This window comes from Maribacter sp. BPC-D8 (genome assembly GCF_035207705.1).
Taxonomy (GTDB): domain Bacteria; phylum Bacteroidota; class Bacteroidia; order Flavobacteriales; family Flavobacteriaceae; genus Maribacter.
Window position 1 is genome coordinate 475,402 of sequence record NZ_CP128187.1, and the last position, 20,351, is coordinate 495,752.

Sequence of the window (20,351 nt, forward strand, 5' to 3'; positions counted from 1 at the left end):
AATGTTATTCAGCTAAAAACACAGGTTCTTATTTTAATAAATAGTTAAATTGTAATCAATAACTAATTTCAAATTATGCAGATAAAGGAATCCTCAGAAATCTTTGATGTTATCATCGTAGGTTCAGGAGCTGGTGGTGGTATGGCTACCAAACAATTGGCAGATGCAGGTTTAAATGTAGCTGTTGTTGAAGCGGGTCCATTTTTTGATCCAGCTGATCCAAAGACCATGACTCAATTAAAACAACCATATGATTCTCCAAGAAGAGGAGCAGGTACAGATAGAGCTTTTGGTGAATGGGATATGTCATGGGGAGATTGGGAAGTAGAAGGAGAGCCATATACACATGCAGAAGGAACTGAATTTAAATGGTGGCGTGCAAGAATGCTCGGAGGACGAACCAATCACTGGGGGCGTATTTCTTTACGTTTCGGACCTAAAGATTTTAAAGGAAAAACCCGTGATGGTCATGGCGATGATTGGCCAATAGGTTATGATGATGTTAAACCATATTACGATAAATTAGACAAGTTAATTGGTGTATTTGGCACCAATGAAGGTAGAGAAAACGATCCTGACGGATTCTTTCTTCCTCCCCCGAAACCAAGATTGCACGAATTATTCTATATCAATGGCGCAAAGAAGTCAAACGTACCGGTTATACCAGGTAGACTTTCTATGTTGACCAAAAGAATTAATGAAGATCGTGGCGTTTGTTTTTATTGCGGGCAATGCGGTAGATCATGTCAAATATATGCTGATTTCTCAGCAGGTAGTTGTTTGATCTTTCCGGCTCAAAAGAGTGGCGGACAGGTAAAACTGTTTGTGAACTCAATGGTACGCGAAGTGCTTACCAATGAAGAAGGTAAGGCGACAGGTGTATCTTATATCAACAAAGAAGATAGAAAAGAATATACACTTAGAGGTAAAGTAGTGGTATTGGCTGCATCTGCATGTAGTTCTGCACGTATACTTTTAAACTCTAAGAGTAAGCAACACCCTAACGGGTTAGGTAATAGTAGTAACCTTGTTGGTAGATATTTACATGATTCTACAGGTTCAGGTGCTTCAGGTGTTATACCAGGATTAATGAATAGAAAAACATCTTACAACGAAGATGGAGTAGGTGGTATGCACGTTTATTCACCTTGGTGGGGCGATAACTCTAAACTTAATTTTCCAAGAGGATATCATATTGAAGTTTGGGGAGGCATGAGTCAGCCTAACTACGGTTTTGGTTGGGACCCGAATGCCATGAACCAGTATTTCGGATTAAAATCTGGTGGTTATGGTGAAAGCTTACGTGATGATGTAAAGAAATATTATGGTTCTGTAATAGGTTTTGGTGGTCGTGGAGAAGCAATCGCTTACAAAGATAATTACTGTGAAATTGATCCTACAACAGTAGATCAATTTGGTATACCTGTTTTGAAGTTTAATTACAAGCATTCAGAATACGAAGTAAACCAGGCGAAGCATATGCAAGATACTTTTGAGGAGATTATTCATAATATGGGTGGTCATTACTTAGGAGACAAGCCAGGTAAAGACAAAGATTACGGATTGAACAAACCAGGTGAGATTATTCACGAGGTAGGTACAACCAGAATGGGAGATGATCCTAAAACATCGGTGACCAATAAATTTCAACAGTTACATGATGCTGACAACGTATTTATAGTAGATGCAGGGGTATTTGTATCTCAAGCAGATAAGAACTGTACTTGGACGATTATGGCGCTTTCATGGAGAGCATCAGATTATATCATTGAACAATTAAAGGCACAAAATATTTAGGATGATGGATAGAAGAAAGAGTTTACAAACTTTAATACTTGGTGGTGCTGCGGCAACCTCTGGGCTAGTCTTCAATTCATGTAAGACTGAGAATGGCGAATCTGTAGATGAGGTAATTTCAACCAGTAGTGAGAAGTTTTTTGGTAGAACGCCAGAAGAATTGGATCGTATAGAGAAACTGAACGCTGAGCAATTGTTCAACGAGCATGAGATGGAAACCATTGCAGCTTTAAGTGTAGTAATACTTCCTCCAAAAGAGCCACATGGTGGTCCGATAGAGGCAGAAGTGCCGGCACTTGTAGAATTTATGGGTAAAGACATTCCAGAAATGGCACCTACATTATTAGGTGGTCTAATGTGGTTAGATCATAAAAGTAATACGGAGTTCGGCACAGAATTTAAGTCGGCTACCTTAGAACAGAAAAAGCAAATTTGTGATGAAATCTGCTGGCATGATACTGAGAAACCTTTAAGCGAGCAACCATTAGAAATTCAATTTTTCTATACCATGCGTGGCCTAACTGTTACAGGTTACTATACTTCTAAAGTAGGTATTGCAGATTTAGGATATAAAGGAAATTCACCTAATGTTTGGGATGGTGTACCGCAAGATGTACTTGATCAGCATGGTGTAGCCTATGACCCAGCATGGATTGCAAAATGTGTAGACCAAAGTCAACGTAACGTAATGGCTGAATGGGATGACGAAGGAAATTTACTTACGTAATTAATATCACGATGATAAAAAAAGTAATGATTGCCACTATCCTTTTGGGTAGTGGTTTTTTAGCGCAAGCCCAAGAGGTAGGTTTACAGTTATATAGTCTTAGAAATCAATTTAAAATGGATGTTTCTAACACCCTAGGATTGATCAATGAATGGGGAATAACCAAAATCGAAGGTGGCGAAACTTATGATATGCCATTGGAGGATTTTAAAGCCTTACTAGCTGAAAATGATCTAGAGATGGTTAGTATAGGTGCTGGTTTTGACGACTTGGAGAATGATGTGGACAAGGTTATAAAAAATGCAAAAGATTTCGGTGCTAAATATGTAATGTGTGCATGGGTACCTCATGATGATAACAAGTGGGATCTTGAGGAAACAAAACATGCGACAGAAGTATTCAATAAAGCAGGTAAGATTTTAAAGAAGAACGGACTCGTATTAGCGTATCACCCGCATGGGTATGAATTTAGACCTTATAGAAGTGGTACTTTATTCGATTACATGGCTAAGAACGCAACAGATTTTACTTTTGAATTAGATGTGTTCTGGGCGCAACATGGTGGTGCTGATCCGTTGGCGTTGATGAAGAAATATCCGAAGAAATTTACCCTTTTACATTTAAAGGATATGGAAAAAGGTATTGAAGGTAATAATACCGGTCATGAAGAAGATGATACCAATGTTATTTTAGGAACAGGGCAAATAGATATTGCTGGCGTAGTTGCTGAAGCTAAAAAATTAGGCATTGAATATATGTTCATAGAAGATGAATCTAAGAATGTTGTTACGCAAGTACCAAAGAGCTTAGTGTATCTAAAAAGTTTGAAGTAAACCAACAACCAAAAGTGCAATGCAACCTTCTATTTTTAATTAAATAGGAGGTTTTTTGTTTATATTTAGTAGTATGAAATATCTTATTTCGCTATTGATAATTACAGCCTTTGTTTCGTGTCAAAATTCACCTGAAAAGGTTGCTGAAACAACAGCACCAAATATTATTTGGTTGGTGGCAGAGGATCAATCTCCCGATTGGTTTCCTATGTATGGTGATTCTATACAGTCATTACCATATTTAGAATCTTTAGCTGCAGACGGTGTTGTTTTTACGAATGCAGTTTCACCGGTAGCAGTTTGTGCACCTGCACGAAGTGCAATTATTACAGGCATGTATCCATCTACATTAGGTACACATAATATGCGTACTTATAATGCATACGCAATTGGCGATAACGAACCCAGTATAAATTTACCTAGTTATTCTCCTATAGTCCCAGATGGAGTAAAAATGTTTACAGAATATCTAAGACAAAAAGGCTACTATACATCGAACGGACCAAAAGAGGATTATAATTTTAAAAAGACAGATGCTGCCTGGGATGACTCTAGTGATGAGCACAGTTGGAGAAATCGTTCACCAGGGCAACCGTTTTTTAGTGTGTTCAATTTTTCGGTTTGTCATGAGTCTCAGATATGGGCAAGAACTAAAGACTCCCTTTCTGTAAATCCGGCAGAAGTAAAGGTTCCGAAGTATTTTCCAAATACGGAAACGGTTCGTCTTGATCTTGCCGTAAACTATAGTAATTTAAAAAGACTTGATAATCAAATAGGAAAGATTATAGAACAGTTGAAATCCGACGGATTATACAACGACACCTATATTTTCTTTTATGGAGATCATGGTGGTCCGTTCCCTCGATATAAACGGGCTTTATATGACACAGGTATAAAAGTGCCATTGGTGATAAAATTTCCTAAAAACAAGAATGCCGGAAGCACTGATAATCGATTAATCGATTTTATAGATTTAGCTCCGACGATACTGTCTTTAGCAGGTATAGAGCCACCGAAAGTTATGCAAGGTATTGCCCAGTTTGGGGAGTTTGAGAATAAGAAAAAGCCACAGATAAGTTATCATACATCAGACAGGTTTGATGAATTATATGACCGATTACGAGCTGTAAGATCAACTAGATTCAAGTATATAAAGAACTATAACACTGATATTAGTAGGGCCTTGCCAGTGGCGTACAGAAAACAAATGGGCATGATGCAAGAATTAGGTGAGTTAGATAGTTTACATAAATTAGACGAATTCTCATCAATTTGGATGAAGCCCAACAAACCTGAAGAAGAGTTTTATGATTTAGTAAATGACCCTGAAGAATTACACAATTTGGCATTAAACCCTTCATTCAAAGATTCGCTATTGCATTACAGAGAATTACTAGAAAAATGGATTAAGGACACTAAGGATCTTGGCGAATTTGATGAGAGAACATTAATTGATAACTGGCTAGTAGATGGTCAGCAGCCCAAACTTGAGAATCTTCAAGTAGAAGAATCAGAAAAGGGCTTAGAATTAATACATCGTGATCCTGGTACAACCATTATTTGGCGTGTTCCTAAAGATTCTATTTGGAATATCTATTCAGAAATACTGCCAATGAATATACATTTTGAAGCCAAAGTAGAGCGTATAGGTTATAGAGATAGTGATATTTTGATTTGGGATTAAATGCTTATTCTACCTTTTTAAATTGAAGTAATCTAAAATCGCCAACTTGGTTATTTGGAATTTCAAGAGCTTTAAGTGTCAATATTCCTTTTCCTTTAGGTAATGATATAATCCCTAAGTTTAAAGGCTTAAATTCTTTTACATAAGATTCCATTCTAGGTACCCGGTCATTTTCTTTGCCTATCAAGGGTGGGTCAAAAGACTGGGTAATTTTTGTCGCTATTTTACTAGTGTCAAAACTTAGTTCTACAATTGCACCTAAATCTTGGGCTAGACAAGTGTAATACATTTCCACTTGAAAACGACCTGCTTCAAGAACATCAACATTCCACGTAATAGAGTCATTAACAGATTTCCAATTGGTAAAAAATGAATCGTTTGGCCATTGATTACTCCGATGAATATTCCCATAAGCCTTACCATCTCTAGCTGGTAATTGTGTGTAAAGTGCCTTCGGGTAAGCTAAGGTGAAAGCGCGATTGTCATTCTCTTTTGTCGTTTTAATAGTTTCAGTTTCAAAATCATTCTTTGCTGTAATTAAAGCTCTTAAAATTTCAGGATGGTACTTTGAAACATCATTTAATTGCGCTCTATCATTAGTAATATCGTATAGTCTATTTTCTTCATCTAGTCTAAATTGTTGACTACGAACACTAGTTTTGCCATTCCAATGGTTATAGATATATCGGTTTTTATTTTCCTGATCTCCACCTAAAAGTATCGGACTTAAATCTTCGCCGTCAATGGGTAAATCAGTGTTTATAGGAATAGAAAGTAGGCTACAAATAGTAGGTAGAATATCAATACCGCTGGCAATTTCATCAAGATGTAATCCTTTTTGAATATGGTTGGTCCATTGTATATAAAATGGAGTTCGAACTCCGCCTTCATCAACATTTCCTTTTTTGCCTCTCATGCCGCCATTCCAACGATAGGCATTTGGTCCGTTATCAGAAAGGTAAATGATGACGGTATCATCTTCTAGATTAAGGTTTTTAATTTTATAGGTAATTCTTCCAACGTTATAGTCAATATTCTCAACCATAGCCAAAGCAGCTTTAGTAAACTGAAGGTCTTCATTTACATCCTCATCAGATAAGTAATCAAAAGACTTGTCCTTCATTTTATTCCAAAACTCGTCGGGCACTTGCATTGGGCTGTGCGGAGTGTTATAAGGAAGGTATAGGAAAAAAGATTCGTCAGTATTTTGTTTAATAAATTCAAGTCCTTTATCCGTCAGGTCATCAACCAAAAAGCCATTTCCTTTCACCAGCTCTCCGTTATGTTCTAGCATAGGGCTAAAATAGTTTCCCCAATGCCCAGAGGCGAATCCGTAGTACTCATCAAAGCCTCTGCTATTTGGGTGATATGGTGGTTGCATACCATTATGCCATTTACCTAAAGCGGCTGTTTTATAGCCCGCATCTTTAAGAATTTCTGCAATGGTAGTTTCATCTAAATTAATACGTTCACCGCCAGAGGAAGTTTCATAAACGCCCGTACGGGTAAAATATCTACCAGTTAATATTTCTGCCCTTGTAGGCGAACAAACTGGTTGAACATAAAAATTATTGAACGATGCTCCATTAGTTTTTAAAGCATCTATATTCGGCGTATTTAAATTGGTATTACCGCTACTACTTAAATCTCCCCAGCCTTGATCATCAGCTAAAAATAGAATGATGTTCGGCTTTTTAATTTCTGATTTAATGCTGTTTTCTTTAACTTTTTCTGAACATGATATTGTGAAAAGTATAATTAGTAGACTGGTAGTAACTTTTATGAATTTCATAAATTATTTTAGAACTTTATTTAGCATAATCAGGTTACGAGTTATTCTTTAATTGCCAAACCAACCATAGAGTCGGCAGTACCATAATATAAAAACCACTTATTATAGAAATACACCAAACCTTGAATAAAGGTTGTTCCTGCCTTATATTGTCCGCTGATTTCATGAGGTAAGCTTGGGCAAATAAAAGGTACCTCCATTCTTTCAATCATTTTAGTCGGATCATTTTTATCGAATAAGACTTGCCCACCACAATAAGTACCTTCAGGGTATTTAGTAGTTGCACCATCTCCACTTAAGTTTTTACCATTGTACAATAAAAGTATACCCGCATCTGTATATAAGGCTGGCGGTCCCGGTTCGGTTAAATGGCTGTCAAACTCATTTAAAGTCGGTTTAAAACTATGAAGTAAATCACCTTCTTCAGTTAAGCTAGGTTCCCAATCGACACCATTTTCAGAAGTGGCAAGATTAACGAACAGCTCTCCCCAGTACATCAAATACTTTCCATTTATTTTTTTAGCAAGTAATCGTCCGTTTACTAATTCGGTAACCATTGACCCAGATTTACTCCATTCGTTTAAATATTTTCCATCATAGGCATTTTCAAAAACCGGACCTTCTTTTGTCCACGTTTTTAAATCTTTAGATGTAGCGCTAGAAAGTCTGGCAACATCATTATTCCAACTTGTATAAAGCATAATGTAAGTGCCTTCGGGTGTTTCAACAATTCTAGGGTCTTCTACACCACCAGGTTGGTCCCATTTTGCAAATTCATCGTTATCGGGAAAAAGTACAGGTTTCGCATATTTTGTAAAGTGTAATCCGTCAGTACTAAAGGCTAATCCAATGCGTGAGGTTCTTTCTCCTAAGATAGCATCAGGGTTATCTTCTGCCCTAAACAATAGAAATACCGTATCATTTTTTACGATAGCTCCCGGATTAAAAACATCTGCCTTTTGCCAACGGACTTCATTATTAGAAATCGGATCTAAAAATGTATAGGTAGAATCTGGTTTCATTATTGGATTAAGCTCAGTTTTCTGAAAACCCAAGAGCCAAGGAGATGCCGGTTTTTCTAAATTTGTATTTAATGGCTTCTTATCATTCTTACATGAGAAACATAATAGCGCTAGGCTCAAAAATAGAAATATATGGTTGTTCATGGTTTTTGGTTAAATAGAATTGATCATTACTAATTGAAACTACTTTAAAGATAAAGCACCTCTAGTAAAAATCTGTATCTTGAAACACAAATAAAATTAGAACATGTTTAAGAATAGCGTTTGGGTATTGTTAGTAATGACAATTCTTGTGTTTACGGTAGGGTGTAAAGAAGAAGCTAAAAATACAAACACAGCTGCCAATAAAAAGCCAGTAGTAGAAATTGTAATAGATTCCATAATAGAACCTAAAGCAGAGAAACCTGTATTTAAAAGTTTGAAAGGTATTGCAGATACTACATTCGTTCGATTAGCAGACTATAGTGATGGCTTTGCGTATGACTTAAGATATGCTACGGATAATAACTTTTTAAAAGAGCAAGTATATGATTGTGGTGAATGTTATACAAGAGCAAAAACTGTAAAGGCATTATTAAAGGCAAATGAAGAATTTAAAAAGCACGGAGTAAAAATTAAATTTTATGACTGTTATCGACCTAATTCTGTACAGTATAAAATGTGGAAAATTGTTCCTAATCCGCAATACGTGGCTAATCCTGTAAAAGGTTCCATTCATAATAAGGGTGGGGCAGTAGATATTACTTTAGTTACTTTAGAAGGAGACGAAGTAAAAATGCCTTCGGATTTTGATTTCTTCGGAAAACTTGCCTATCACGATAATTTTGACTTACCTCAAGACATTCTTGATAATAGAAAGTTACTGAAGGAAACCATGGAAAAATATGGATTCTGGTCCACCAGAACCGAATGGTGGCATTATAATTTACAAGGGGCATCACATGACCCAATAGCCAATTTTAAATGGGATTGTGAATAACCTAAAAGACTAGATATGAAAAACACACTATTTTTGTTAATGCTGGTTGTTGTGGGTAACACCGCTGCACAAGACACCATTATGCCATTATGGTCAAAAGATAAAATTCCTAATCAGATAAAGAGCTCAGAAAAGGAGTTACATGAGCAAAATGAAATTTTACGAATCAGTAAAGTTCAGGTACCTACTATAGAGGTCTATTTACCATCAAAACGAGATGCAACAGGCGAAGCGGTTTTAATTTTTCCGGGAGGAGGATATGGTATACTCGCCTATGATTGGGAAGGTACCGATATTGCAAAGTTCTTCAATAGTAAGGGTATTGCCGGTATAGTGGTCAAGTATCGTTTGCCTTCAGATGTTTCTCAGAAAGATAAAAAATATGTACCGCTAATAGATGCTCAAAGAGCGATACGGTTAGTAAGAAATAATGCAGAAAAATTTAATGTTGAATCCAATAAAATAGGAATAATAGGCTTCTCTGCTGGCGGACATTTAGCATCGACTTTAGGAACGCATTTTAATGAAAAGGTGTATAAAGCTGTTGATGATATTGATAAAGAAAGTGCTCGACCAGATTTTATGGCATTGGGGTATCCTGTAATATCATTTGGTGAAATGACACACCAAGGTTCGAAGAAGAATTTAATTGGGGAGAACCCAACGATTGACATGGTCGATTACTTTTCGAATGAAAAACAAGTTACCGAGCAAACACCACCAACATTTTTACTTCACGCTACCGATGATACGGTAGTATCTGTAGAAAATAGCTTGTTATTTTATAAAGCAGTAAAGGAAAAAGGAGTTTCTGCAACGATGCATATCTACCCAAAAGGCGGACACGGATTCGGATTAGGTTTACATGATGAGCATTTGAAAGATTGGGGTGAGCGTATGATAGACTGGATCGTTTCTTTGAGATAGGATTTCAAGTTTTGGTAAAAGATAGATTCTAATCTACAGAACTTCTCTATTTTTGCAATCGGAATTTTCGGGATGTAGCCCTTCGACTTCGCTCATGATAAACTGCACTACAGTTCATTTTAAGGTGTTGAAAAACTATGTAATATTTATGGAGATTTGTTTCCATTTAAATTTCGGGATGTAGCGCAGTCCGGTAGCGCACTCGGCTGGGGGTCGAGTGGTCGCAGGTTCAAATCCTGTCATCCCGACCAAGCGATAAAGTGAACCATGTGAATGGTTCACTTTTTTGATTACAAAAGTGTCAAAAACATAGTTTTTGTAAACGATTGGAATCAAAAAAGTGAGAAGGCGTTAGCCTTCACTTTGTCATTTGCACCGAGGGTTTATTAGGATTATCAAAATCCTTTTGTCTCGCTTATGTAAACGATTGGAATCAAAAAAGTGAGAAGGCGTTAGCCTTCATTTTGCTATTTGCAACGAGGGTTTATTAGGATCATGTAAATCCTTTTTTAATTCATGAAAGCCTTAAAAAGGGAGTATTTGCCTTGAATAGTATTTTATTTCCTAATTGCTTATATTCCGTTATTGTAGACTAACTATAAAGATTAAATCATCTAATGGAATTTGACCGAACTGGAATAATATTATATACTCTTAAATACAAAAGTTGTGTGGAATTTTATGAAAATATTCTAGGTCTCAAAAAAATGTTTGAGAGTAAAAATCTAACTTGTTATGAATTTGGACAAGCATATTTGATGGTTGAATTGGATGATGAATATAATGGACAAAAAAAATTAAAGGAACGGGCGAAAATGTGTTTGCGGATGAATGTCCCAAACGTAAAAATATTTGCGGATAAGTTGGCTTCGAATAATATAGAAGTGGACTATCAAGAACATTCTTGGGGTACAATTGCAAAGTTCCGAGACCCTGATGGTAATTTATGTGCATTTAAAGATAGTTCAAAATTTGAAAAACAAATCTTGGATTTTAAGTAAATAGACTAATAGGAACGGAAAACCGAATTTAGGATACAACCTATAAAAAATAAAGCAAAACAAAAAGCTTAGCTACATTGGCAGACCTGCCTTATGGCAGGCAGATGGAAATCAAAAATTTCCTCGCCTGCGTACTACGCTCAGCTAATTCACTTTTTTAATAAGTAGGCGCATATGAAAAATATTTCCCCGTTTTTAATTCTTTTAAGTATCACTATTCTAATTGGATGCTCTAGTTCAGAAAATCAAGTAAATAATAGTCCTTCAGAAAGTACAGACAACATTCAAGTAACTGAAAACGATGTTATACCAAATGAAGTTATTAATGGAGCTATGCGAGATATCTCTCCGAAAGAATTTGTGTTGGACATGGGTTCTGGTTGGAACTTGGGGAATACTTTAGACACTGAAGATGTAGATAAGACAGCATGGGGAAATCCTTTAACCACTAAGGCAATGATTGATGCGGTTGCTGCAAAAGGATTTAAAACGTTGCGATTACCCGTAACATGGAGATACCATACAGGTTCTGGACCAGATTATATATTAGAATCTGATTGGTTAGACAGGGTAGAAAATATTGCAAATTTCGCATTAAGTAACGACATGTACGTAATTATTAATATTCATCATGATGATGAATGGATCATACCTATTTATGATAATGCACCAGCTGTAAAAGATAGATTGACAAAAACCTGGACACAGATAGCAAACAGGTTTAAACCGTATGGAGATTATGTGATTTTTGAAACCTTAAATGAACCACGTCATGAAGGTTCTCCAGAGGAATGGGAGGGAGGCACCGTCGAAGGTCGAGATGTTGTAAACCAATACCACCAAGTTGGTGTTGATGCAATTCGTGCTACAGGAGGTAATAATGCAACTAGAAAAATTATGGTTTCTACTTATGCTGCCGGCACTGGAGACAATGTCTTAGCAGATTATCTAGTTCCTAATAATGACGAAAATGTAATTGTATCTATTCATAGTTATTCCCCTTATTTATTTTCTTTAGCGGGTACTGACCCAACTTGGGGTACAGACGCAGATAAGGCACAGTTAACACAAGAATTTAACACCATTCAAAATAAGTTCGAGACCGAAGGTAGGGCAGTAGTTATGGGTGAATGGGGTTCTACTTTTTCTAATAATGAGGGTGATCGTTTGGCTCATGCCGAATATTATGCGAAGTTATGTGCTGAACGCGGTATTTGTCCCATTTGGTGGGATAACGGTAATGCTGATGAATTCGGCATCTTCAATAGAAATACCCTCGAATGGGTTTACCCCAAAATTGCAGATGCTATTGTTGATGCTACGAAGTGATGAGTGAAAATTAATATTTTCAATAATTTTTGAAGTACTTAAGTAAATACTACATCTAATATTAATTCCATAAAAAATATCGAAATGAAAAGCTTTGGTTTTCATTTCGATATTAAAATAAGGGTTTAGCGGTATGTTGAACTTATTGATTATTTAATCATTCTGTTTTCTCTCTACGTTTCTTCCTCCAAGGCGCATTAATCTGAAAATCTCCAGCCATAATGCAACCATAAGGCATTACTTTATCAATTATCTCTCCTAAACCGTATTCTTCCATTTGAGATCGAACCGTTTGAGCATTTTTATAGGCACTAGGCAATTCGGAAATATCAATCTCCTTAGAAAAGAAACGTACATCTAAACCTTCAGTTTCCAAATCGAACAAGGCTTCTTTCGTAAAATCTGCATTGTTTCTTTTGTGCTGGGTACGGCTCATATTTCTACCTGCACCGTGTGGGGCAAAACCTAAGTTGTTTCCTGTTGTTTTACCTTCCACAATTAAAACAGGTTCTGCCATATTCAAAGGTATTAATCTTGGTCCGGAAATATCAGGCATAAATTTAGCATCCAACGGAGTTGCGCCTTTGGCATGGTAAAACAAATCTCCGTCTTTGAAAACAAAGTTATGCTCATTCCAATATCTGTCTTCAGCTTGCATTGCCAATACATCTAATGTAGCGTTGTGAATACATTCATGGTTTAACTTGGTCCATTTTCTTATCGTCTGTAAAGCACTCCAGTACAATTGCCCTTCTTCAGTTTCGAAAGGGATCCAAGCATTTTGTTTTAACGCAGCAGGACATAAATCTTTTCTAAACCGTTCAGCGATGTGCATTCCTTTTTTATATAACCTAGCTCCTGGAGCTCTTGATCCGTGATGCGTAATCATCATAGTATTACCAGTTTTTTCTGAAATACCAACAAATAAGAAGTGATTGCCATCACCTTGAGTACCTAAATGTTCTATTGCAAGGCTTATATCTTTAGGTGCATTCAATAGCTTATTGGCTTTAAACTCTGCTGATAATTCTTCAGTCAATTGAAATTGTTTTCCACGTGGTCTGCCACCTGGTCCAAAATGCGTAATTGAATACGCAGCGTCTAAAACCAGTTTTGGATCCATTTTTCCGAAATCGGTTAACATTACCGAGCAACAAATATCTGCACTATGCATACCTGGGTGTATAGCATTCTTTGCTACTACAACACCACCAACGGGAATTGTACCTAATGGTCCCGTAGGGCATGCATCTGGCATAACCGCGCCATTAACTACCGTAGGTGTGCGCATTAAAACTTTCATGGAGTCGACTACTTTTGTCACATTGGTCTCTTCCAATTCATTTTCGGCTTTTATATTTATTGCGAATTCTTTAGCGTTAGAATACAGGTTGATCATAGGTGGTAAACGATATTGCTCTAAGAACGCGTTCATAGCTTCTCCTTCTAACTGGTTTGCGTTAATGTATTCTATGGCTTCTGGAAACCATTTTCCTGATCGAAAACCTAAATCGATTAATTCTTTTCCTGTGATGTTTACTGTATTTTTCATAATTTCTTTTAATTAGCTCTGCCGACTCCATTCGTTCAGCAGAGCGCTACATGAAGACTGTTTAACTCGTCTTCTTTATGATTCTGGTACAAACTTGCGACTCATGTGCGCAATTATTTTGCGTAGTTGAATTATTTATAGAATTGTTCTCTTATTTCTACTAATAACTTGTTAACCGTATCCAGGTCAGGTCTTTCCATCAGACTAGATTTTTCATAAATATCGTCTAACTCCAATCTTAACTTTTCTGCCCTTTCAACCAATTCTTTATATTCGAATTCTGCATTTTTTATGGACAAAAGAAAGTCTCTGTCTGTTCTTTTAACATTGATTTTACCTTCTGCACCTATTTCTTTTGCCATATGTAATAATCGAAAAGTATGCATCATATTTTTTGCATCGTAGTTTTTACTATGTGAGATATTGCTTTTGTATCGATCATCATTTCTTTTTTCTACCCAAGACCAATATTCTTTATATTTTTTGCAATAAGATGAATACCCATCTCTATTAAAGTATAGAACAGCAACTGGCACCTCTGATTTAGGAATAGAACTTAGGCATACTTCATTAGCATTTTCTCTGGCAACACCACTATATTTCATAGAAGGATTATAGAATAGATTGTAACAGTCTTTCATGTGGCTTATTTTAGTCAAACCGAAATGGGCTACTTCCAAACCTTCATTTTCTAAAAAGGTGTTCAAAAGCACGGCACGTTTTTCTTTTCGAACAAAGCAAAAATCAGTAACAGATTTACGTTCTTTTTCTACAGGGTTTACTATTTTTTTCTTCAACCCTCTAGCCTTTTTTATTTGAGTAAATGCATAGTTTGCAAAAGTGTCTTTACACAATTTTGAAAGAAAGTATTTAGATTTAATTGTATCAAATAATGGATTCTTTGAAAGAATACAATCTTCAGGAACACTTAAGAGTTCAAGAATATTAGGATTGTTTTTTGAAAGAAGTTCCATGAATTTCTTGAGCTCATAATAAACAATATCATTCGTCTCGTTATTTATTTGACCCACATATTCTAATGAATAGTACTTTTCTTTTGGCAATATAAAAACTCCACGAATATCCGTATCCGAGGTAGGGGTAGCGAGTCCGTATGCTCTACTACCGCTTATACATTCAAATATGATATTTCCTGAAGCTTTTAGTTCTTCTATTGTTTTCATTTGGTCAAGGTTTTATATAAAAAACTATCTATTCTATCCGTATCAGGTTTTCCGCCAGAAAGTGATTTTGCATACTTCTCGTTAGTACAAATGACTCTTGTTATGAGTTCTATGACCTTTTCATTTCTAGAATGTAGATAACTTTCGTTATTCTCTGATTTAATAGCCATCAAATTTCTTATTTCATCCTCTTCATCCTTTTTAACCAGAGATAGCATTTTACTAAAAACAACTGGTGGCATTGTATTATGTTCCAGTATCCATTTACCCGCCAAAGCTGTTCGTAATGCATAAAATAAACTCTTTAGTTTTACTTTTTCATCCGTTAGTTTTTCTTCATATTTTTTGCTCATACTTAAATAATGGTACATACAAGCTATTGAAGAAAAGCAATCTTCAGCTATGGTTCTAAGTTCTTTTATAGATTCACTTTCCTCAATATAAGTTATAGGAGAAAATAGATGCTCTAAAGCAGGTACGTTTGACTTTTTAAGAAGACGGAGCTTCTTTCTAAGTTCCCAACCAACAGTGTCAAAATCACCATCCATGATATCGATAGTATCCTTTTTTTCTGAAACAGATAGATACCAGTCTAAAGGATGAGTGTAAACAAATCGAACATCGTAGTCGCTATCTGGTGATGCAAATCCCCAAGCTCTGCTTCCTGATTCGCAAGCAAAAAGGATATCTACTTTTTTATCTTTTGCTAAATTGTTTAGTTTGTGTATCATCATTTCTCTAATTATGATACAAATATGACAATGTACTACGCAGTTATTTTGCGTAGTAAGGATCGATGTGTTATTTTTATTAAAAATGAATCCGAATGGCAATCAATAAAAATGCACTTATCCGTTATAAAACCATTGATAAATGTCTTCAGAATACATACCGTCAATGGACATTAGATGATTTAATCGAAGCTTGTTCAGATGCCTTGTATGAATATGAAGGGCGTGAAATCAATGTAAGCAAGCGTACCGTGCAAATGGATATTCAATTAATGCGAAGTGATAAGTTGGGTTATAATGCACCGATAAAAGTTTACGATAAAAAATATTACAAGTACGAAGAGGATGAGTATTCCATTACTGATATTCCTATAACAGAAAATGATATAAACGTACTTTCTGAGACTGTAGAAATGCTAAAACAGTTTAAAGACTTTTCATTATTTTCTGAATTAGGGGGTATTATTCAACGTCTAGAAGATAAGGTCTACACAGAAAAAACACATCAAGCTTCAATCATTCATTTAGATAAGAACGAGAATTTAAAAGGACTTCATTGGTTAGATGAACTTTACCAAGCAATTCAGAAAAAAATAGTGCTAAAATTAGAGTATCAATCATTTAAAGCAAAGCAGTCTGGGTTGATTCAATTTCATCCTATATTATTAAAAGAATTCAATAATCGATGGTTTCTAATTGGTAAAGGGGCAAAATCTAGAGGGATTGTTAATCTAGCTCTAGACCGTATTAAAAGTGTTGATTATAATTTTGTTGAGCCTTATATTCAAGAAGATTTTAATGCAGATGAGTTTTATAAAAATGTTATTGGCGTTACCGTAAACCAAGGAGAAAGAGCAGGTAATGTAAAATTGTGGGTACATCAAAGGCACGCACCATACGTAGAAACAAAACCTTTGCATCATTCGCAATGTATTGAAGAAATAAATGAAGACGGTAGCATAGTTATAGGTATTAAGGTCAAATTGAATTTTGAGTTAGAACGAATTATACTGGGCTACGGAGAAGCTATGAAGGTTTTGCAACCTGAACGATTAATTAAGCGTATTGCTCTACGAGTCAATAGAGCAAAGAAGTTATACGATATTGAGCCATCTTAACTCATTCAAATGACCTGTTCACTCAGTTTGCATTTCATATCTCGTAGTATATGTAGACTTTTATCAAAACCATAAAACTACCAATCATGAAAAAGCTAATTTTACTAATTTCTCTATTTATATGTACACAGTTTTTTGCCCAAGAGTCTCTTGAAATAGTACTAAAAGACTCTAGCAGATTAAAACTGACTAGTCTAAAAATTGATGTGACCATCATCGGCAATTTTGCTACGACTACGTATGATATGAAATTCTATAACGAATTAGATAGAACCTTAGAAGGTGAATTGGTATTTCCGTTAGGGGAGGGGCAGTCCGTTTCTAAATTTGCGATGGATGTTAATGACAAACTTCGCGAAGCAGTTATTGTAGAAAAAGAATTGGCTCGTGTTGCCTTTGAAAGTACAATAAGGCAAAACATAGATCCGGGTCTGTTAGAAAAAACAGAAGGCAATAATTACAAGGCAAGAATTTATCCGATTTTACCCAAAAAGTATAAGCATATTGTTTTGACTTTTGAGCAAGAATTAACAACATTAAATCAACGTCAAATTTATGAATTGCCTTTAGGTATGAAGGCTACATTGGATAATTTTTCAATACAAATGAACGTATTGAATGAGGGAAAACTACCTAAAATAAAAAGTGATGTTGCAAATTTCTTTTTTAAGGAAAGTAATGATGGTTTTACGGCATCTTTAGTGAAACAGAATTATAGACCAAACTCACCAGTTTTAGTAGAATTATCAAGTACTGGTAATGCAGAAACACTATTGAGTTTTCAAGACTATTTTTATATAAATAAAACACTTAAACCAAACACTAGGCTGAAGCAAAAGCCTAAGAAAATCACCTTGCTTTGGGATACTTCGTATTCATTAAGAAATAGAAATGTAGAAAAAGAAATAGCCATACTTGGTGAATATTTTGATTACCTAAGAAACGTCGAGGTGAATTATATTTCTTTTAGTAATTCAATAGTTCAAACTAAAATTTATAAAGTAGAAAATGGTAATTGGGATGGATTAAAAGAAGCATTAAAAGATGCTGTTTATGATGGTGGTACATGTATGGATTTTTCTAAGTCGTTAGCAAAAAATTCGGGCGAAACACTGTTGTTTACAGATGGTTTGGCTAATCTCGGAGATTATGCTAGTACTAATAATGGCTCAATTTATACAATCAACTCTACTACTTCTGCAAATCATGAACTGTTGAGAGAAGTAGCTACAGTATCTGGTGGTAGTTATATTAATCTGGTTAGGTTGCCACAAACCGAAGCCTTAAACATTTTAAAACACGAGACATTTCAATTTTTAGGATACCAGCAGAATAATGATATCTGGGAAGTATTTCCAAATAAGAAAACAAACGTATCAGAAGATTTTACTATTTCTGGTAGATTTTCAAAAAACAGTACTATAGAATTGTTATTTGGATATAGTGGAAAAGTAACGGAGCGCATTAAACTTCAGATTAATAAAAACAAAACTGATGAGGTAGTAAAACGACTATGGGCTAATCAAAAGCTAAAGCATTTAAGTAGTAATAAAGATGAAAATAGAGAAGAGATAATTTCGCTTGCAAAGAGTCATTATTTAGTAACAGATTATACTTCAATGTTGATTTTAGATAGAGTTGAAGATTATGCAAAGTATCGTATTGAGCCACCCCAAGAATTGAAAGCTGAATACAAAGAACTAATTAGAGATTTAGAAGAAGATGAAGCATATCATCTTGAGCGATTAAATGATAGAAAAGAAGATTTATTCAGTAATTATGATAAAATTTTAAATTGGTATTCAACCAAGTATCCCAAAAAGAATATTAAGCAAAATAATGAAGAAACAGCCAATAATGATAGTTCTAGTATAGTAACAAATACTATTACTGCAGACACGATTGAGGTAGTTGAAAATACGGTGAGTCCAACTCTAAACTCTAGTATAATAGCTATTGATTCGACGAAAAGAATAATTACAGGTACTGTTGTAGATCAAGATGGGTCGCCGCTACCAGCAGTAGCTATAGTTGTGGCAGGAACAACTAATGGGGTGACAACAGATTTTGATGGTAATTTTAGTATCAACGCAGAAGAAAATGATGAGCTAGAAATATCATATATAGGTTTTAATTCTTTTTCCCAAACAGTTAATGATTCTAATAATATTTCTATTTCATTAGACGAAAGTTCAGAAGCTTTAGATGAAGTTGTTATTGTTGGATATGGTGCAGAAATAAAAAGAGAAATGACAGCTTCTGTTGCTTCAATTAGTTCTCAAGCTTTACAAGGCAAGGTAGCAGGGGTAGAGGTTACACAAACTTCAGGTGAGCCAGGTTCAGACTCTAATATTACAGTTAGAGGTATCAATTCAGTTTCAGCTAATAGTAGTCCGCTTTATGTTGTCGATGGTCAAATTGTTTCAAAGAACCCGATGGAGGAACTAAAACCAGAAGATATTGATGGTATGCAGGTTCTAAAAGCATTAAATGCTGCTTCTATTTACGGAGCTAGAGCTTCAAATGGAGTAGTAATTATAACGACAAAGAAAGGCTTGGAAACTAACCCTGAAGCAATTGAAAAATTTAATCAAGAAATAAGTGATCAGATAGACCTTAAATCTTGGAATCCTGATACGCCCTATATTAAGATTTTAGAAAAAGAACCGAATGCAGAATTAGCCTATAGTAAGTATTTAGAAATTAGAGATGAATATTCTAATAGTCCCTCTTTTTACCTTGATGTATCTGACTTTTTTGAGCGCAAAGAAAAATCAGCTATTGCAATTAGAATTTTAACCAATTTAATGGAAATTGAATTAAGTAATCATGAATTAATGAAAGCGCTGGGCTACAAACTTGAGTACTTCGATCAATACGATTTAGCAGTAGTGGTTTATAAAAAAGTTTTAGAATTAAGACCAGAAGAACCACAATCTTACAGAGATTTGGCTTTGGCTTATGAGCAATTGGGCGAAATTCAAAAAGCTTATGATTTATTATTTGAATTATATAATGGCGATTTATTAGAAAAAGATGAGGATGAACGCTTTAATGGAATAGAGCAAATTGCATATGTTGAACTAAGTAGACTTGTACATAAATATGGTGACAAACTAAAATTAAAAAAAGAAGAGAAAGAGAAATTTAAACCTCTTGATACAGATGTAAGAATTGTGATTGACTGGAACCATAATGATACAGACATAGATTTATGGGTTGTTGATCCTAAAGATGAAAAAGCATATTACTCAAATCAAGAAACGAATATAGGTGGGCATATGTCTGAAGATATGACAGAAGGCTATGGTCCAGAAGAATTTATGTTGAAAGATGCTGTTAAAGGCGAATATAAAATTTTAGTAGATTATTATGCTGATGACGTTCAGAAAATTTCAGGCCCAACTGTGTTAAAAGTTACCATGTTTACCAATTATGGCAAACCAAATGAAGAGCGTAAAACAACTGTAGTAAGACTTGATAAAGAAAAAGATGAACTTGAGGTAGGTACTTTAAGGTTTTGAGATTTCAATTAAACTAAATTTTATTCAATTTTTCATGTTATAGTAAATAAAAAACCACTGTTAAGTAAAAGATTAACAGTGGTTTAATTATTTAAGCTCATTATTCAAACACTCAGTTGTGTTGCTTTAAGAAACATAGATTTATGATATG

General features: G+C 35.1%; 15 protein-coding genes and 1 tRNA gene. 11 read left to right on the forward strand and 5 right to left on the reverse strand.

Annotation, left to right across the window (positions count from 1 at the left end; all coding sequences use genetic code 11):
* Nucleotides 1–75 precede the first annotated feature (75 nt).
* The 4 genes from QSV08_RS01985 (at nt 76) to QSV08_RS02000 (ending at nt 5,041) form a co-directional block, all read left to right on the forward strand.
* Complete coding sequence (locus QSV08_RS01985; protein ID WP_324026106.1) at nt 76–1,797, forward strand: GMC family oxidoreductase; 1,722 nt, start codon at nt 76–78, stop codon at nt 1,795–1,797.
* A gap of 1 nt (nt 1,798) precedes the next feature.
* Nucleotides 1,799–2,524: a gluconate 2-dehydrogenase subunit 3 family protein gene (locus tag QSV08_RS01990; RefSeq protein WP_407943388.1), complete on the forward strand. Its 726-nt coding sequence runs from the start codon at nt 1,799–1,801 to the stop codon at nt 2,522–2,524.
* Between the two features lie 11 nt (nt 2,525–2,535).
* Nucleotides 2,536–3,357 carry a sugar phosphate isomerase/epimerase family protein gene (locus tag QSV08_RS01995; RefSeq protein WP_324026108.1) on the forward strand — a complete coding sequence of 274 codons (822 nt, stop codon included), beginning with the start codon at nt 2,536–2,538 and terminating at the stop codon, nt 3,355–3,357.
* 73 nt (nt 3,358–3,430) lie between these two features.
* The gene (locus QSV08_RS02000; protein WP_324026110.1) at nt 3,431–5,041 is read left to right on the forward strand and encodes a sulfatase; all 1,611 of its coding nucleotides are present in this window, start codon (nt 3,431–3,433) and stop codon (nt 5,039–5,041) included.
* Nucleotides 5,042–5,045: 4 nt separating this feature from the next.
* Here QSV08_RS02000 and QSV08_RS02005 read toward each other — a convergent pair whose 3' ends face one another.
* Both QSV08_RS02005 and QSV08_RS02010 read right to left on the reverse strand, forming a co-directional pair.
* Complete coding sequence (locus tag QSV08_RS02005; RefSeq protein ID WP_324026111.1) at nt 5,046–6,833, reverse strand: arylsulfatase; 1,788 nt, start codon at nt 6,831–6,833, stop codon at nt 5,046–5,048.
* Nucleotides 6,834–6,874: 41 nt separating this feature from the next.
* Nucleotides 6,875–7,999, reverse strand: a complete 1,125-nt coding sequence (locus QSV08_RS02010) for a glycoside hydrolase family 130 protein (RefSeq protein WP_324026112.1) — start codon at nt 7,997–7,999, stop codon at nt 6,875–6,877.
* 103 nt (nt 8,000–8,102) lie between these two features.
* Between QSV08_RS02010 and QSV08_RS02015 the strand changes: the two genes are divergently transcribed.
* The 5 genes from QSV08_RS02015 (at nt 8,103) to QSV08_RS02035 (ending at nt 12,091) form a co-directional block, all read left to right on the forward strand.
* Nucleotides 8,103–8,834, forward strand: coding sequence for a M15 family metallopeptidase (locus QSV08_RS02015; RefSeq protein ID WP_324026113.1), 732 nt, complete (start codon nt 8,103–8,105; stop codon nt 8,832–8,834).
* A 15-nt stretch (nt 8,835–8,849) separates the two neighbouring features.
* Entirely contained in the window at nt 8,850–9,761 is a 912-nt protein-coding gene (locus QSV08_RS02020) for an alpha/beta hydrolase (protein ID WP_324026115.1), read from the forward strand.
* 174 nt (nt 9,762–9,935) lie between these two features.
* Nucleotides 9,936–10,012 (forward strand) — tRNA-Pro (locus QSV08_RS02025).
* A 366-nt stretch (nt 10,013–10,378) separates the two neighbouring features.
* Nucleotides 10,379–10,762, forward strand: a complete 384-nt coding sequence (locus tag QSV08_RS02030) for a VOC family protein (protein ID WP_324026117.1) — start codon at nt 10,379–10,381, stop codon at nt 10,760–10,762.
* A gap of 174 nt (nt 10,763–10,936) precedes the next feature.
* Complete coding sequence (locus tag QSV08_RS02035; protein WP_324026120.1) at nt 10,937–12,091, forward strand: glycoside hydrolase family 5 protein; 1,155 nt, start codon at nt 10,937–10,939, stop codon at nt 12,089–12,091.
* Between the two features lie 157 nt (nt 12,092–12,248).
* On the opposite strand, the gene QSV08_RS02040 is transcribed toward QSV08_RS02035, so the two are convergent.
* The 3 genes from QSV08_RS02040 to QSV08_RS02050 all read right to left on the reverse strand — a co-directional run bounded on the left by QSV08_RS02040 (nt 12,249) and on the right by QSV08_RS02050 (nt 15,561).
* Entirely contained in the window at nt 12,249–13,643 is a 1,395-nt protein-coding gene (locus QSV08_RS02040; RefSeq protein WP_324026122.1) for an RtcB family protein, read from the reverse strand.
* A 131-nt stretch (nt 13,644–13,774) separates the two neighbouring features.
* Nucleotides 13,775–14,827, reverse strand: coding sequence for a DNA polymerase beta superfamily protein (locus QSV08_RS02045; RefSeq protein ID WP_324026124.1), 1,053 nt, complete (start codon nt 14,825–14,827; stop codon nt 13,775–13,777).
* On the reverse strand, nt 14,824–15,561 hold the full coding sequence (locus QSV08_RS02050; protein WP_324026126.1) for a nucleotidyltransferase domain-containing protein: 738 nt from the start codon (nt 15,559–15,561) through the stop codon (nt 14,824–14,826). The genes QSV08_RS02045 and QSV08_RS02050 overlap by 4 nt, the downstream gene beginning before the upstream one ends.
* A gap of 92 nt (nt 15,562–15,653) precedes the next feature.
* Here QSV08_RS02050 and QSV08_RS02055 point away from each other — a divergent pair, with 92 nt between their 5' ends.
* Together QSV08_RS02055 and QSV08_RS02060 are read left to right on the forward strand one after the other, a co-directional pair.
* Nucleotides 15,654–16,676, forward strand: a complete 1,023-nt coding sequence (locus QSV08_RS02055; protein ID WP_324026128.1) for a helix-turn-helix transcriptional regulator — start codon at nt 15,654–15,656, stop codon at nt 16,674–16,676.
* Nucleotides 16,677–16,762: 86 nt separating this feature from the next.
* Nucleotides 16,763–20,200 carry a VIT domain-containing protein gene (locus QSV08_RS02060; RefSeq protein ID WP_324026129.1) on the forward strand — a complete coding sequence of 1,146 codons (3,438 nt, stop codon included), beginning with the start codon at nt 16,763–16,765 and terminating at the stop codon, nt 20,198–20,200.
* The last annotated feature ends 151 nt before the right edge of the window (nt 20,201–20,351 follow it).